General features: G+C 68.6%; 14 protein-coding genes. 5 read left to right on the top strand and 9 right to left on the bottom strand.

The window, feature by feature from the left end; genetic code table 11:
• Positions 1-74: 74 nt before the first annotated feature.
• From iolG to JYG37_RS15855, 4 genes are all read right to left on the bottom strand, one after another.
• Positions 75-1061, bottom strand: coding sequence for an inositol 2-dehydrogenase (gene iolG / locus JYG37_RS15870; RefSeq protein ID WP_050014627.1), 987 nt, complete (start codon positions 1059-1061; stop codon positions 75-77).
• A gap of 38 nt (positions 1062-1099) precedes the next feature.
• Positions 1100-1927: a TIM barrel protein gene (locus JYG37_RS15865; protein WP_124631526.1), complete on the bottom strand. Its 828-nt coding sequence runs from the start codon at positions 1925-1927 to the stop codon at positions 1100-1102.
• A complete protein-coding gene (locus tag JYG37_RS15860) occupies positions 1924-2979 on the bottom strand; it encodes a xylose isomerase (protein WP_124631527.1) in 1056 nt (351 codons plus the stop codon). The genes JYG37_RS15865 and JYG37_RS15860 overlap by 4 nt, the downstream gene beginning before the upstream one ends.
• 143 nt (positions 2980-3122) lie before the next feature.
• Positions 3123-4187 (bottom strand): LacI family DNA-binding transcriptional regulator, encoded by a 1065-nt coding sequence (locus JYG37_RS15855; protein ID WP_124631528.1) that lies wholly within the window; start codon positions 4185-4187, stop codon positions 3123-3125.
• Between the two features lie 173 nt (positions 4188-4360).
• On the opposite strand from JYG37_RS15855, the gene JYG37_RS15850 reads away from it, so the two are divergent.
• From JYG37_RS15850 to JYG37_RS15840, 3 genes are read left to right on the top strand one after another with little or no spacing between them, the layout of a single operon-like run.
• Positions 4361-5443, top strand: a complete 1083-nt coding sequence (locus JYG37_RS15850; RefSeq protein WP_185731884.1) for a fatty acid desaturase family protein — start codon at positions 4361-4363, stop codon at positions 5441-5443.
• Between the two features lie 34 nt (positions 5444-5477).
• On the top strand, positions 5478-5786 hold the full coding sequence (locus tag JYG37_RS15845) for a non-heme iron oxygenase ferredoxin subunit (protein WP_089488796.1): 309 nt from the start codon (positions 5478-5480) through the stop codon (positions 5784-5786).
• Positions 5787-5790: 4 nt separating this feature from the next.
• Complete coding sequence (locus JYG37_RS15840) at positions 5791-7041, top strand: NAD(P)/FAD-dependent oxidoreductase (RefSeq protein ID WP_124631530.1); 1251 nt, start codon at positions 5791-5793, stop codon at positions 7039-7041.
• Positions 7042-7101: 60 nt separating this feature from the next.
• Here the strand turns inward: JYG37_RS15840 and JYG37_RS15835 are convergent, their stop codons facing one another.
• The 3 genes from JYG37_RS15835 to glpD all read right to left on the bottom strand — a co-directional run bounded on the left by JYG37_RS15835 (position 7102) and on the right by glpD (position 11036).
• Entirely contained in the window at positions 7102-7818 is a 717-nt protein-coding gene (locus JYG37_RS15835) for an MIP/aquaporin family protein (RefSeq protein WP_050014615.1), read from the bottom strand.
• Between the two features lie 80 nt (positions 7819-7898).
• The gene (gene glpK, locus JYG37_RS15830; RefSeq protein ID WP_050014613.1) at positions 7899-9401 is read right to left on the bottom strand and encodes a glycerol kinase GlpK; all 1503 of its coding nucleotides are present in this window, start codon (positions 9399-9401) and stop codon (positions 7899-7901) included.
• A 111-nt stretch (positions 9402-9512) separates the two neighbouring features.
• Complete coding sequence (gene glpD / locus JYG37_RS15825; RefSeq protein WP_050014611.1) at positions 9513-11036, bottom strand: glycerol-3-phosphate dehydrogenase; 1524 nt, start codon at positions 11034-11036, stop codon at positions 9513-9515.
• Between the two features lie 162 nt (positions 11037-11198).
• On the opposite strand from glpD, the gene JYG37_RS15820 reads away from it, so the two are divergent.
• A complete protein-coding gene (locus JYG37_RS15820) occupies positions 11199-11567 on the top strand; it encodes a hypothetical protein (RefSeq protein ID WP_185641145.1) in 369 nt (122 codons plus the stop codon).
• A 91-nt stretch (positions 11568-11658) separates the two neighbouring features.
• Here JYG37_RS15820 and JYG37_RS15815 read toward each other — a convergent pair whose 3' ends face one another.
• Complete coding sequence (locus tag JYG37_RS15815; RefSeq protein ID WP_050014609.1) at positions 11659-11856, bottom strand: hypothetical protein; 198 nt, start codon at positions 11854-11856, stop codon at positions 11659-11661.
• 300 nt (positions 11857-12156) lie between these two features.
• Entirely contained in the window at positions 12157-12936 is a 780-nt protein-coding gene (locus JYG37_RS15810; RefSeq protein WP_034208319.1) for a DeoR/GlpR family DNA-binding transcription regulator, read from the bottom strand.
• A gap of 211 nt (positions 12937-13147) precedes the next feature.
• Between JYG37_RS15810 and JYG37_RS15805 the strand changes: the two genes are divergently transcribed.
• Positions 13148-14788 carry a gamma-glutamyltransferase family protein gene (locus JYG37_RS15805; RefSeq protein WP_213345576.1) on the top strand — a complete coding sequence of 547 codons (1641 nt, stop codon included), beginning with the start codon at positions 13148-13150 and terminating at the stop codon, positions 14786-14788.
• Positions 14789-14840: the final 52 nt, after the last annotated feature.

The raw sequence follows: 14840 nt of genomic DNA, 5'->3' as shown, positions 1-14840 counted from the left end.
GCCGGTCGTGCCGGAGTGCCGCCGGCCATGCGGCAGCGGCAACCTGTTTGCGCGGGTCGCCGCCGTTCACGGCGTCACAGCGCGATCACGCGCCCCGTTTTCCACGACGCCATCGCGGCTTCGGCCAGTTCGAGCGCGGCGAGCCCGTCGTCGATCGTCGTCCTGACCGGCGCGCCGTCGCGCAACGCGTCGACGAAGTGCGCGATCTCGGCCGCGTACGCATGCCGGTAGCGTTCGAGGAAGAACGGCTCCGGCACGTCCGTCGCGATGCCGCCCGCGAGCCATGCACTCACCTCGGTCGGCCGCACGTTGCCGGCCTGCAGCATTCCGTGGCTGCCGAGCAGCTCGAAGCGCTGGTCGTAGCCGTAGGCCGCACGCCGCGACGTGTTGATCTGGCACAGCAACCCGCGCCGCGTGCGGATCGTCACCGCGGTCGAATCGATGTCGCCGGCGTCGTGCACGGCCGGATCGGTCAGGCAGCTGCCCGTCGCATGCAGCGTCTGCGCTTCGTCGCCGAGGATCCAGCGGAACACGTCGAAGTCGTGGATCAGCATGTCCTTGAAAATGCCACCCGAGCGGCGGATGTAATCGGCCGGCGGCGCGCCCGGATCGCGGCTCGTGACGACCAGCATTTCCGGCGCGCCGATCTCGCCGCGCTCGACGCGCGCCTTCAGCGCCGCGAAGGTCGGGTCGAAGCGGCGCTGGAAGCCGATCATGCAGGTCACGCCGGCGCGCCGCACGACGTCCGCGCACGCACGCGAGCGTTCGACGGTGAGGTCGACCGGCTTCTCGCAGAACACCGCCTTGCCGGCGTTCGCGGCGGCGACGATGAGGTCCGCGTGCGTGTCGGTGCTCGACGCGATCACGACCGCCTTTACCGACGCGTCGCCGAGCGCGCGCTCGATGTCGGCGACCTGCGCGCCGTGCGTGCCGGCGAGCGCTTGCGCCGACGGCGCGTGCCGGTCGATCACGTATTTCAGTTTCGCGCCCGGCTGGCGCGCGAGATTCGCCGCGTGGATCTTGCCGATGCGGCCCGCGCCGAACAAAGCGAATTCGATCATTCCGTTCTCCCGTGGATTGTGTCGTCTTGCCGATGCGCTCAGCGATCCGCCAGTTCGCCGCGCACGTAGTCGATGCTCGCCCGCAACCGGTCTTCGATGTCGTCGGCTTCGGCGATCTCGCTCGCGAACGGCTCGAACGACAGCGCACCGCTGTAGCCGCGCGCGAGCAGTTCGCGCAGTTGCCGGATGTTGCCGAGCCGGTCCGCGCCGCCGACCAGCACGCGGTGGCCGTCGCGCATCCGGTCGACCGGCAGCTCGGCCTCCTCGACGCCCGAGATGTGCACGAGGCCCGTCAGGTTCGGGAAGACGATGTCCTCGCCGGCGAGGTGATGGTGGAACGTGTCGTGCACGAGCCGGAACACCGGCTCGCCCGCTGCCGCGTAGATGCCCTTCACCGCGTCCGACTTGCGGCGCAGCGCGCATTCCTCGAAGCCGAGCGGCTCGATGAAGCCGAGCAGGCCGCGGGCCGCGAGGATCGGCTTCAACGCCTTCAGCGCCGTCACGAGATCCGCGTGGCGGGCGTCCGCGCCGCGCGTGTCGGCGCGGCTGTTGGTCGGGCACAGCACCAGCGCACGCGCGCCGCATTGCGCCGCGTAGTCGGCCAGCACGGTCGCCTCGTCCGCGCGCTCGGCGTTCCATTGCTCGAAGCGCTGCAGCGCGTTGATCGTCAGGATCGTCACGCCGCCGGCTTCGGCCGTCGCGCGGACGGCGGCGGCCGGCGTGCCGTCGGCGAGCTCGACGCCGTCGAGATCGTTGCGGATCTCGATCGTGTCGACGCCGAGGCGCCGGCACAGCGCGACGTAGCGGTCGAGCGGCAAGCGCGGCGCGCTCGTCCGGTTCAGCGAAAAGTGGAGGGCGTGCTTCATCGTTCTGTCCTTGAGGCGTGAGTGGTGCAGGGTTCGGATTCGGTGCCGGCTCGCGCGGCGAGTGTGTGCCACGTATCGCGCAGCCATTGCGCACACGCGACGTTGTTGTCGAAGATCGAATAGCGTGCGCCGCCGCCGTAGTCGGGAAACGGGATGAACTCGCAACTGATCTGTTCGAGCCGTGCCGGCTGCACGTGAGCGTGAACCTGCATCTGCGCCTGCAGCAACTGGCGCAGCGCGGCCTTCCACGTGTCGAGCGCGTCCACGCGCCATTCGCCGTGATACGCGCCCGGCGCGGGTGCGACGAACGGGTACTGGATGCCGCGGCCGGGCTTGCCATCCGCGCGGCGCATCCAGCGGTTGTCGGGGTTGTTCGGGCTCACGCTGCGCGCATGCGCATGCCGGACCCAGCCGCGCGCGATCCAGTCCGCGTAGATCGCGGTGGGCGACGCCGGGTCGAGCATCGCGCGGCCGCCGTCGACCGGTTCGCGCAGCCCCGCTGCGTCGAGCTCGGCGCGGTTGCCGATCTTGAACAGCAGATGCGAATGATCGAGCGTGATCCGGAACGGCGCGCCGGCCTGCTCGACGTGCCGCGCGACGCGCGCCACGCGCGCAAAATCCTCGCTCCACATGTCGACGTGCACTTCGAGGCTCGGCAGGCAGCCGACCGGCTCGCCCACTGCGTACGCATGCAGATAGAAATCGGCGACTTCGCGATCCGACAGCCGATGGCCGTCCGCGTGATGCGCGAACAGCTGGCCGTTGAGCACCGTGCTGCCGAAGCGTGCGCCCGCCGCGACGATCTCCGCGACATGCGCTTCGTCGCGACCCGCGCACCAGATGCCGCCGATCACGCGAATCGGCAGCGCGTGGCGGTCGACCAGCGCGAAATACGGCGACAGGTCCTCGCCGCGCGCCGGATTCTTTTCGATGTAATCGAACACGCCGGCGGCGGCGACCATCCGGAAGCGCTCGGCGGGTGCGGGCGGCGGCAGCCCGTCGTGTTCGAGCACGCCGTCGAGGTTCACGCCGATGAGGATCGGTTCAGCCATCGTCTCCTGTCCGTTGTCGGCTATCGATGGCTGTCCAATGTACGGATGCGCGGCGCGGGCCGCATGACAAACGTTGACGAAAAATCGCCAATGCCGCGGTCGATTTTTTCGCCGTGCGCAGACGGTGCGTCGCACGGCCCGATTCACGCCTGCAGGTATGCGCTCGTCCTCACGTTCGCCAGGCAGAACACGCGGAATTCGACGGGGTCGTCCGGCGGCGACTGTTCGACGATGCCGCACGCATGCAGCACGTGCTGCAGCGCGGAAATCGCCTGTCCGTCCGGATCCTGGTCGATCGCGAGATCCATCGCGCCGGCTTCGATGAAGGTGCGGTGCAGGTCGATCATCTCGTGGCCGATCCACACCACGCGCCCGAGCGCGCCGGCCTTGCGCAGCGCCGCTTCGATGCCGGCCGAACCGGCGCCGCTGTTGTAGATCGCGACCACGTCGTCGTGCGCCTGCAGCGCCCTCGTCACCGCGCGATAGCAGCGGTCGTCCTGGTCGAGCGTCTCGACCGGCGCGTCGTCGCAGCGCACGGCGGCGAACGCGTCGGCGAGCTGATCGCGGCAGCCGGCCATCCGGTCGGCGTGCGCGCGGTAGCCCATGCGCCCGCCGAGCAGCAGCACGCGGCCGGGGCGTGCCGCGAGGCGGCCGATGTAGTAGCCGGCCGTGCGCCCCGCGCGGTAGTTGTCGATGCCGGCGAAGTGCGCGCGTTCGATGCCGCCGATGTCGGTGACCATCGTGACGACGGTCTCGCCACGCGCGATCGCGCCGGCCAGCGCATCTCGCATGCGGGCCGTGTCGTGCGCGGTGACGATCAGCGCCGCGCGCCGGTACGCGGGCCGCTCGATCAGCGCGGCGGCGCGCGCGTCGTCGGCGGCGGGCAGGATCGTCCGGTGCACGACCACGCGCCGGTCGAGCATTTGCAGCGAACGCTGCAGCGCCTGCTGCAATCGTCGGAAGAACGGCGCGTCGGTGTCGGGCAGCAGCACGTCGACGTGGATCAGCCCGTGCCGCGTGTCGGGCAATTGGCGCGGCACGCCGAGCTGGCGAGCGGCCGCCACCACGCGTTCGCGCGCCTGCGCGGAGACGCTGCCGCGCTCGTTCAGCACGCGATCGACGGTCGTCGTGCTGACGCCGGCGAGCGCCGCGATCTCGTCGAAGCGTGCGGTGCGCTTGCGCCAGCGCGGCCCCGATTCACCTGCCATGGTCGTCTCCATCGTGAGGGTCGCCATCGACCGCGTGGCGTTGTCGGGAACGCTAAAGCGATGGCGAAATTTCGTCAACGTTTCGATTGAGGCGGGGCGACCGGTCGCCTAATTTCGGTCTTATGCGAAGCGTTTGCCGCGCTTCCCGCGCACAAGACCCCCAGGAGACAGACGTGGCCCATACTGACGACCCGGCACGCGAACGCACGGCGGCGCGCCGTCAGGCATACCGAATGACTGGCGGCGCCGGCGATCGCGCGGCGGCCGCCGGGCTCGTCAACGCCGCGTGGTACCGATGCGCGGTGCCGCGACCGCTGATGAAGCAACTGATGCAGCGCGGCGATGCGCGTGCGATTCGCGACACGCTGATCTGGTACGCGGCGATTGCGCTCAGCGGCGCGCTCGCGTGGCTGGCGTGGCGTGCGCATTCGGCATGGGCGATCCCGGCGTTCTTCGTGTACGGCACGCTGTACTGCAGCCCGGCCGATTCGCGCTGGCACGAATGCGGGCACGGCACCGCGTTCCGCACGCGCTGGATGAACGACGCGCTGTACCAGGTCGCGTCGTTCCAGGTGTTCCGCCGCGCGACTGCCTGGCGCTGGAGCCATGCGCGCCATCACACCGATACGCTGGTCGTCGGGCGCGACCCGGAAATCGCCGCGCCGAAGCCGACCGACTGGCTCGCGCTCGCGCTGAACGTCGTCGCGCTGAAGCACGTGGCCGGCGAGCTGCGCAAGATGATCGCGGTGTCGTTCACGGGCCGGCTCGACGACGAGGAGCGCACCTACGTGCCCGAATCGGAATGGCCGAAGGTCGTGCGCGAGTCGCGCATCCATCTCGCGATCTACGCGCTCGTGACGGGCGCCGCGGTCTACTGGCGCACGATCCTGCCGCTGCTCTACATCGGGCTGCCGAGCCTCTACGGCGCGTGGCTGTACCTGTACTTCGGCCTCACGCAGCACGCCGGCATGCCCGAGAACGTGCTCGATCACCGGCGCAACTGCCGGACCGTGATGATGAATCCGGTGTTTCGCTTCCTGTACTGGAACATGAACTATCACGTCGAGCACCACATGTTCCCGATGGTGCCGTTCCATGCGCTGCCGAAGCTGCACGACGCCGTGAAGGCCGACATGCCGCCGCCGTACCGCAGCACGCTGGCCGCATATGCGGAGATCGTGCCGGCGCTGATCCGGCAGACGCGCGATCCGTCCGATTACGTCGTGCGGCCGGTGCCGGATGCCACGCGTGCATGACCGCTATCGAACCTGCCAACGAAGGAGACACACCATGACGCAATGGATCGACACCGGCGCGCTCGACGACATCGACGACGAAGATGTCGCGCGCTTCGATCATGCTGGCCGCACGTACGCGATCTACCGGATCGACGGCGAGGTGTATGCGAGCGACGGCCTGTGCACGCACGAGCAGGTGCATCTCGCGGACGGGCTCGTGATGGATCACGTGATCGAATGCCCGAAGCACAACGGCCGCTTCGACGTGCGCGACGGCCGGCCGCTGTCGGCGCCCGCGTGCGAGAAGCTGCACACGTACCGCGCGAAGATCGAAGACGGCCGCATCCTGATCGAGGTATGACGCGATGATGAGCGACCGGGTGATGGCGATCGTCGGCGCGGGCCATGCGGGCGGCCGCGCGGCGCAGGTGTTGCGCGCGTGCGGCTGGCGCGGGCGCATCGTGCTGATCGGCGCGGAGCCGCATCCGCCGTACGAGCGGCCGCCGTTGTCGAAGGGCGTGCTGACGGGCGAGCGCAGCGCGGCGCAATGCCGGTTGCGCGAGGCGCAAGCCTGGGCGGCCGATCGCATCGAGCGGGTCGTCGCGACCGTCGAGCGCATCGATCCGGATGCACGCGAAGTGCGCGTGTCCGGCGGGCACGTGTTCGGCTACGACGCGCTGCTGCTGGCCACCGGCGGCCGTGCGCGCCGCCTGGCCATCCCCGGCGCGGCGCTCGACGGCGTAGTCGCGTTGCGCACGCTCGACGATGCGGCCGCGCTCGGCGCGCGGCTCGTGCCCGACGCGCGGATCGTGTTGATCGGCGGCGGCTTCATCGGTCTCGAAGTCGCGGCGTCGGCGCGACGGCGCGGCTGCCGCGTGACCGTGCTCGATGCCGCGCCGCGGCTGCTCGGTCGCGCGGTGCCGGAAGCCATTGCGACGCGCGTGCATGCGCTGCACGACGAGCAGGGCGTGGCGATTCGTCTGAACCGGACGCCGATTGCGATCGAGCGAACCGCGGGCGGGGCGCTGGCCGTCGTGCTCGACGACGGCGACACGCTGCTCGCCGACACGGTCGTGGCCGGCATCGGCATCGAACCGGCCGACGAACTGGCGCGCGACGCGGGCCTCGCGGTCGAGCGCGGAATCGTCGTGAACGCGCGGCTCGAGACGTCGGCGCGCGGCATCTACGCGGCCGGCGACGTCGCGGTGTTTCCGAGCGCGTTATCGGGATTGCCGATTCGACAGGAGACGTGGCACGGCGCCGATACGCAGGCGCACGTCGCCGCCCGCAACATGCTCGGCGCGAACGAACCGTATCGCGACATACCGTGGTTCTGGTCCGATCAATACGATGCGCAGTTGCAGGTGGCCGGGGAGCCGGCGCTCGGCACGCAGTCGGTCGCGCGCGTGCTCGGCGACGACGCGGAAATTCATTTCCATTTCGATGCGGGCGCACGGCTCGTCGCGGCCAGCGGTTTCGGCCGTGCAGCGGGATTCGTGAAGGAAATGCGCGTCGCGAGGATGCTGGTCGAACGCGGGATCGACGTGACGCCGGCCGCGGTCGCGGACGTCGCGGTGAAGCTGAAATCGCTGATGGCGGCCGTGAATGACCGGTAGACGAAAAGAAGGGAGTGAAGCGCGCGGCAGCGCACGCCGCGCGCTTCGTCCACACCGCGATCAGGCCATCGCGTGCAGGCGCAGATACAGGCCGGCCGCCGCGGCGCCGCCGAGCAGCGGGCCGATTACCGGCACCCACGCATAGCGCCAGTCGCTGTCGCGCTTGCCCGGGATCGGCAGCAGCGCATGCATGATGCGCGGCGACAGGTCGCGCGCGGGGCTCATCGCATACCCGGTCGGGCCGCCGAGCGAGATGCCGATGCCGAGCACCAGCAGGCCGACGGGCAGCGCGTCGAGCGCGCCGAGGCCGACTTGCGGCGACGCGAGATACAGCACGCCGAGAATCAGCACGAACGTGCAGATCGCTTCGGTCAGCACGTTGTGTGTGGTGCTGCGGATCGCCGGCGCCGTGCAGAACACCGCGAGCTTCAGGTCCGCATCGGCTTCCTTCGCGAAGTGCTGGCGATACGCGAGCCACACGAGCAGCGCGCCCGCCATCCCGCCGAGCATCTGCGCGAGCACGTAGCCGCCGACTTTCGACCATGCGAACTTGCCCGCGAGCGCGAGGCTGATCGTGACGATCGGATTCAGGTGCGCGCCGCTGAACGACGCGGTCACGTAGACCGCGACGAATACCGCCATCGCCCAGCCCATCACGATCACGATCAGGTCCGCGCCTTTGCCCTTGGTCTTTGCCAGCAGCACGTTTGCGACCGCGCCGTTGCCGAGCAGCACGAGGATCGCGGTGCCGATGAATTCTGCAATATAAGGTGACATGATTGTCTCTCGAAGTCACGGCGGACTCGCGCGCTGCGCGGTCCGCCGGTGTTGTTGTATGTCGTTTGAAGTCGTTCGGATTACTGGGTGTCGTCGGCCCATGCCTTCGCGGCGCGTACCGCGCGCTGCCAGCCGGCCATGCGCTGTTCGACCTGCTCCTTCGGCATCGACGGTGCGAAGCGGCGATCGAGCTGCCACTGGTCGCGCACTTCATCGAGGTTCTTCCAGTAGCCGATCGCGAGGCCCGCGAGATAGGCCGCGCCGAGCGCGGTCGTCTCGGTGATTTGCGGGCGCACCGCGTCGACGCCGAGCAGGTCGGCCTGGAACTGCATCAGCAGGTCGTTCGCGCTCGCGCCGCCGTCCACCCGCAGCTCGCCGATGCTGATGCCCGAGTCGGCTTCCATCGCGGCCAGCACGTCGAGCGACTGGTACGCGATCGCATCGAGCGCCGCGCGCGCGAGGTGCGCGGCGGTCGTGCCGCGCGTGACGCCGAACACCGAGCCGCGCGCCCGCGCGTTCCAGTGCGGTGCGCCGAGGCCGGCGAACGCGGGCACGAGGTAGACGCCGTCGGTATGCGGCACGCTCGCGGCGAGCGCTTCGATTTCGGCGGCCGTCTTGATGAGGCCGACGCCGTCGCGCAGCCACTGCACGACCGCACCCGCGATGAAGATGCTGCCTTCGAGCGCGTACTGCACGTCGTCGCCGATCTGCCACGCGATCGTCGTGACGAGGTTGTTCTTCGACTCGATCGGCTTGTCGCCGGTGTTCATCATCAGGAAGCAGCCGGTGCCGTAGGTGTTCTTCACCATGCCCGACGTCGTGCACATCTGGCCGAATAGCGCCGCGTGCTGGTCGCCGGCGATACCCGCGAGCGGGATCTTCGACGCGAACACGGTGGTCTTCGTGTGGCCGTAGATCTCCGACGACGCCTTCACTTCCGGCAGCATGCTGCGCGGAATGTCGAGCAGTTCGAGCAGTTCGCTGTCCCACTCGCGCGTGTGGATGTTGAACAGCATCGTGCGCGACGCGTTGGTCACGTCGGTCACGTGCAGCTCGTGCTTCGTGAAGTTCCACACGAGCCAGCTGTCGACGGTGCCGAACGCGAGCTTGCCTTGGCGCGCCTTGTCGCGCGCGCCCGGCACGTTGTCGAGGATCCAGCGGATCTTCGTCGCGGAGAAGTACGAGTCGATCGGCAGGCCGGTCTTCGCGCGCACCTTTGCTTCGAGCCCTTGCTTCTTCAGCGAGTCGCAGAAGTCGGCCGTGCGGCGATCCTGCCAGACGATCGCGTTGTAGACGGGCTGGCCCGTCTCGCGATCCCAGACGATCGTCGTCTCGCGCTGGTTCGTGATGCCGATCGCGGCGATCGACGTGCCGTTCAGGCCCGTGCGCGTGACGGCTTCTGCGGCGACGCCGGCTTGCGTCGACCAGATTTCCTGCGGGTCGTGCTCGACCCAGCCGGGTTGCGGGTAAATCTGTTCGAATTCCTTCTGGGCGATCGATACGATGTTGCCCTGGCGATCGAACAGCATCGCGCGGGAACTCGTGGTGCCCTGGTCAAGCGCGAGGATGTACTGGTCCTGCATGTCTCTCATCTCCATCCGTGGATTGGCTTAGTTGTGATGCGCGCCGCATGTGGGCGGCGCGTCGGTGAATCAACGTCGGTCAGGCAACGGCAACTGCAATGTGCATTCGAATCAGGCGTGCGGTGCATGCGCGGCGGCGAACCACGCGTCGACCGCGGCGGTCACGGCGTCCAGCGTGCCGGGCGCGACGTGCAGGCCCAGCTTCGAGCGGCGCCACAGCACGTCCTGTGCGCAGGTCGCCCATTCGGCGTCGCGCAGATAGCGCAGTTCGGCGTCGTGGATGCCCGGTGCGATTTCGGCGCCGAGGTCGGCGAGCGAGGTCGCGCCGTCGACCACGCGCTCCGCACGCGTGCCGTACGCACGTGCATAGCGGCGTGCGAGCGCGGCGGGCAGCCACGGATGGCGTTTCGCGAACGCACTGGCGAACCCGTCGAACTTCGCGTCGGCGATATCGCCGCCCGGCAACGCGACGCCGGCCGTCCAGGTCTTCGCGTCGCGGCCGAGCGCGCGGCACAGCATGTCGCCGGCTTCTTCCGCGAGCTTGCGGAACGTCGTGATCTTGCCGCCGAACACCGACAGCAGCGGGGCGCCCGCGCCGTCGTCGAGCTCGAGGCGATAGTCGCGCGTGACGGCCGACGCGTTCGCCGCGTTCTCGTCTTCCAGCAGCGGGCGCACGCCCGAATAGGTCCAGTGCACGTCGGCCGGCGAGATCTTGCGCTTGAAGTAGCGGTTGATCGAATCGCACAGATATTGCGTCTCGTCGCGATCGATCGCGACCTTCGCGGGATCGTTCGTGTATTCGACGTCGGTCGTGCCGATCAGCGTGAAGTCGTGCTCGTACGGAATCGCGAAGATGATCCGCTTGTCCGGGTTCTGGAAGATGTACGCGTGATCGTGATCGAACAGGCGGCGCGTGATGATGTGGCTGCCCTTCACGAGCCGCACGCTGTGATGTGCGCCGCGGCCGAGCGCGCCGTGCAGCACGTCGCCGACCCACGGGCCGGCCGCGTTCGCGATCGCGCGCGCCTGCACGACGCGGATCGAACCGTCGGCGTGCTGGAGCCGCGCTTCCCACTCGTCGCCGCGGCGTTCGGCGGACACGAGCTTCGTGCGCGTGAGGATCTCGGCGCCGCGCTCCTTCGCGTCCATCGCGTTCAGTACGACGAGGCGGGCATCGTCGACCCAGCCGTCGGAATACACGAAGCCGCGCTTGATCGAGTCGATCAGCGGCGCGCCGGCCGCATGGCGGCGCATGTCGATGCCGCGCGAGCCGGGCAGCAGTTCGCGTTTCGCGAGGTGATCGTAGAGGAACAGGCCGATGCGGATCAGCCAGGCCGGGCGCAGGTTCGGCATGTGCGGCATTACGAAGCGCAGCGGCCACATGATGTGCGGCGCCGCGCGCAGCAGCGTTTCGCGCTCCTGCAACGCCTTGCGCACCAGCCCGAACTCGTTGTACTCGAGGTAACGCAGGCCGCCGTGAATCAGCTTCGTGCTGGACGACGACGTATGCGACGCGAGGTCGTCCTGCTCGCAGAGCATGACCGACAGGCCGCGGCCGGCCGCATCGCGCGCGATCCCCGCGCCGTTGATGCCGCCGCCGACGACGAGCAGATCGTAGCGATTCGGTTGGGTCACCTGCTGTCCTTATCGTCTGTTGAAATAGGGCGAACATGAAATGTTCGAATTCGAAATTTAACGAACGAAATCGAAAAAGTAAAGTTCGATAAAGCGGGGCCAGTAGCGCGCGACACGATCCCGGACGATACTGGCGAAATCGACCGTTTCGCGAGGTGAATCATGCGTATTGGGATGTGGGCCGGCGTGTGCGCCATCCTTCTGGCGGGGTGCGGCGCGGGTACGCCGCCGCTCGCCGGCAACTGGCGGGCGCCGTCGTTCGTCGACCTGCAGACGTCGTGCGGCGGCGCCGCGCGCGACTGGGGCGCGGACGCGCAGCCGGTCTATTCGACGCTGTACGACGCGTACGTCGCGAAGCGGTATCGCGGGCTGACCGAAGCGAACTATTGTGCGTTCGTAAACGAACTTTCGACCCACTATGTGGCGCCTGACGCAGCGGCGCGCGCGGGCTGGATCGCGTATTTCAACGGAGCGCGCGCGCAGGCCATCAGCTGGCGGGCGGCGGTCGATCCGACGCTGCGCGGCGGTTGAAGCCGGCGGCGACGAACGGGCGGGGAGGCGGAAACGACCGCGCGGCCGGATGCCGGCCGCGCGATCAGGTCAAGGTCGGGAACAGCGGGGCTTACGAATAGCGGTACTTGACGGATCGCAGCGTGGCGTCGCCGGTCTCGGTCACGCAGTATCTGCGCCCCGAGCCGAGCCCTTCCAGGCGGACGAGCTGTTGTTCGAGCAGGATGTCCAGTTCATCCCGATCCATGTCGCGCTGATCAGGCGCGTCCTTCACAAGCAAGAGCGTGGCGAATTCATGCGGACTCAGCATCGTTCTCTCCATGGCAATCGGACTGCCCGCGCGGCCGGCGCATACGCCGACGCGCGATACCCCGCGGGGTATGGCTTGGGGGGAAAGCTGTATTCGCCGGCCCTGCAGTTCGCACCGCCCTGGCACAGGCGGATCGGCGAACGGGCCGGGGAACTGGAGTCTAGTCGAGCGCACACGCAACGACAAATCGTGCCCCGTTAATTTTCCGTTTGACAGAAGGGCATGCCGCAAGCGGTTCGTGCGCGGCGCCAACTTCTTGATTTCACTTGAAGTTTCAGGTGCGGTGCAGCATCGCAACCGTCATTCCGCGACGTACACCTGGGTGCCGGCGGCGGCCACCGTATCGGCCATGTCGGGCGGCAGCGGCTTGTCGGTGAAGAGCGCGTGCACCTGGCTCAGATGGCCCTGGCGCACGAGCGCCGGGCGGCCGACCTTCGAATGATCGGTGACGAGGTACACCGTGCGTGCATGCTGCATGATCGCCTCGGCGACGCGCACCTCGCGCGTGTCGAAATCGCGCAGCGTGCCGTCGGCCTCGATCGCCGACGTGCCGATGATCGCGTAGTCGACCTTGAACTGCCGGATGAAGTCGATCGCGAGTTCGCCCACGATGCCCTTGTCCCACGGCCGCACGATGCCGCCCGTGATCAGCACCTCGCAGTCGGGGTAGCCGCTCATCATCGACGCGACGTTCAGGTTGTTCGTGATCACGTGCAGCCCGTGATGGCGGTTCAGCGCGCGCGCGACTTCCTCGGTCGTCGTGCCGAGGTTGATGAACAGCGACGCCTGGTCGGGGATGTGCGACGCCGCGAGCGCCGCGATGCGCCGCTTCTCGTCGTGGAACATCCGCTGGCGCGCGGTGTACGACACGTTCTCCGAGCTGGTCGGCAGGCTCGCGCCACCGTGATAGCGGCGCAGCAGGTTCAGGTCGGCAAGCCAGTTCACGTCGCGGCGGATCGTCTGCGGCGTGACCGCGAAGTGCGCGGCGAGATCGTCGACGGTCACGAAGCCGTCGCGCTGCACCCATTCGAGCAATTCCTGCTGGCGCGCGTTGAGGGTGAGGCGGGGATCTCGGGTCATGGCTCGATGGTCGTGTCGTGAGACGGAGCGGGTATTGTAAGGGCGGCAACGGCGTTCGGCCGGCCTGCCGGACATCGGCGCGCATGATTCATGCGGAAATGGCATGGATTCATGTGACAAATGAATTTGTGCGATCGCGCCGATCGCGCTGCAATGGCGGATTGCCCGTTCGCACGGGCCCGTTCATTCAGCTTTCGACGAGGTGGTCTCGATGAGTGGCTTCAACTGGCACAACCCGTATCCGTCGACCCGTATTCCGGTGTTCGCGCGCAACGTCGTGTCGACGTCGCATCCGCTGGCCGCGCAGGCCGGGCTGCGGATGCTGTGGAAGGGCGGCAACGCGGTCGACGCGGCGCTGGCCGCGGCCGCCGCGATCACGGTCGTCGAGCCCGTATCGTGCGGGCTCGGCGGCGATGCGTTCGCGCTCGTATGGGATGGCGACCGACTGTCGGGGCTCAACGCATCGGGCGTCGCGCCGGCCGCATGGAACGTCGACTACTTCCGCAAGCGTCACGGCGAGGACGCGCGCGGCAACGCGAACAAGCCGACCCGCGGCTGGGACACCGTCACCGTGCCGGGCGTGATCGCGGGCTGGGAAGCGCTGCACGCGAAGTTCGGTTCACTGCCGTTCGCGGACCTGCTCGAGCCGGCGATCGAGATCGCGGAGCGCGGCTTTTCGGTGCCGCCGATCGTCGCGCACAAGTGGGCGGCGGCCGTCCCCGAACTGCAGGGCCTGCCCGGTTTCGCGGACACCTTCATGCCGCGCGGCCGCGCGCCGCTCGTCGGCGAACGCGTGTGCCTGCCCCGTCATGCGCAGACGCTGCGCACGCTCGCGAAGGACGGCGCGCGGGCGTTCTACGAAGGCGCGCTCGCCGAGCGTATCGCCGCGTTCGCGCGCGAAGGCGGCGGCGCGCTGACCGCAGCCGACCTGCGCGCGTACCGGCCGGAATGGGTCGAGCCGATCGGCAAGCGCTTCGGCCGTCACACGATTCACGAGATCCCGCCGAACGGGCAGGGCATCGCCGCGCTGATCGCGCTCGGCATCGCCGAGCAGGCGGGCGTGACCGAGTGCCCGGTCGACTCGGTCGATTCGCAGCATCTGCAGATCGAGGCGATGAAGCTGGCGTTCGCCGACGTCTATCGCTACGTCGCCGATCCGCGCGCGATGGACGTCGCGCCCGAACAGATGCTCGACGATGCGTATCTCGCCGAACGCGCGAAGCTGATCGATCGCGCGCGTGCGACGCACTTCGCCGCCGGCCGTCCGCATTCGGGCGGCACGATCTACCTGTCGGCGGCCGACGAGCGCGGGATGATGGTGAGCTTCATCCAGTCGAACTACATGGGCTTCGGCTCGGGGCTCGTCGTGCCCGGCGCCGGCATTGCGCTGCAGAACCGCGGGCACGGCTTCTCGATGGACCCGGCTTCGCCGAACGTCGTCGGGGGCGGCAAGCGGCCGTTCCACACGATCATCCCGGCGTTCGTTACCGCGGAAGCCAATGGCCGCACCGAGGCCGTGATGAGCTTCGGCGTGATGGGCGGCGACATGCAGCCTCAGGGCCATCTGCAGACCGTCGTGCGGATGCTCGGCTATGGCCAGCAGCCGCAGGCCGCGTGTTGCGCGCCGCGCTGGAAGGTCAATCGCGACTTCACGCTCGACGTCGAGGCGACGATGAACCGCGCGACGGTCGACGCGCTGGCCGCCCGCGGCCATACGATCCAGTCGATCGACGATCCTTACATGGATTTCGGTTCGGGGCAGTTCGTGTGGCGCCTCGATCCCGACGATCCCGAGCGCGGCTACGTGGCCGCGAGCGACAGCCGGCGCGACGGGCTCGCGGCCGGTTTCTGACGGATCGCTTCCGGCTTTCTTTGCAGTTGTCCAGCATTACGGGCGGCCCGGT

The organism is Burkholderia sp. LAS2, assembly GCF_018417615.1.
GTDB lineage: Bacteria > Pseudomonadota > Gammaproteobacteria > Burkholderiales > Burkholderiaceae > Burkholderia > Burkholderia sola.
Note: the sequence above shows the minus strand (reverse complement) of the source record. Positions and strands in the feature narration are given on the sequence as shown.

Excerpts from the sequence above, each read along its gene's own strand:
- JYG37_RS15810 (WP_034208319.1), bottom strand. The coding sequence starts at position 12,936 with ATGACCCGAGATCCCCGCCTCACCCTCAACGCGCGCCAGCAGGAATTG.
- JYG37_RS15860 (WP_124631527.1), bottom strand. The coding sequence starts at position 2,979 with ATGGCTGAACCGATCCTCATCGGCGTGAACCTCGACGGCGTGCTCGAA.
- JYG37_RS15840 (WP_124631530.1), top strand. The coding sequence starts at position 5,791 with ATGATGAGCGACCGGGTGATGGCGATCGTCGGCGCGGGCCATGCGGGC.
- JYG37_RS15845 (WP_089488796.1), top strand. The coding sequence starts at position 5,478 with ATGACGCAATGGATCGACACCGGCGCGCTCGACGACATCGACGACGAA.
- JYG37_RS15805 (WP_213345576.1), top strand. The coding sequence starts at position 13,148 with ATGAGTGGCTTCAACTGGCACAACCCGTATCCGTCGACCCGTATTCCG.
- JYG37_RS15820 (WP_185641145.1), top strand. The coding sequence starts at position 11,199 with ATGCGTATTGGGATGTGGGCCGGCGTGTGCGCCATCCTTCTGGCGGGG.
- JYG37_RS15865 (WP_124631526.1), bottom strand. The coding sequence starts at position 1,927 with ATGAAGCACGCCCTCCACTTTTCGCTGAACCGGACGAGCGCGCCGCGC.
- JYG37_RS15855 (WP_124631528.1), bottom strand. The coding sequence starts at position 4,187 with ATGGCAGGTGAATCGGGGCCGCGCTGGCGCAAGCGCACCGCACGCTTC.
- JYG37_RS15815 (WP_050014609.1), bottom strand. The coding sequence starts at position 11,856 with ATGCTGAGTCCGCATGAATTCGCCACGCTCTTGCTTGTGAAGGACGCG.
- iolG (WP_050014627.1), bottom strand. The coding sequence starts at position 1,061 with ATGATCGAATTCGCTTTGTTCGGCGCGGGCCGCATCGGCAAGATCCAC.
- JYG37_RS15835 (WP_050014615.1), bottom strand. The coding sequence starts at position 7,818 with ATGTCACCTTATATTGCAGAATTCATCGGCACCGCGATCCTCGTGCTG.
- glpK (WP_050014613.1), bottom strand. The coding sequence starts at position 9,401 with ATGCAGGACCAGTACATCCTCGCGCTTGACCAGGGCACCACGAGTTCC.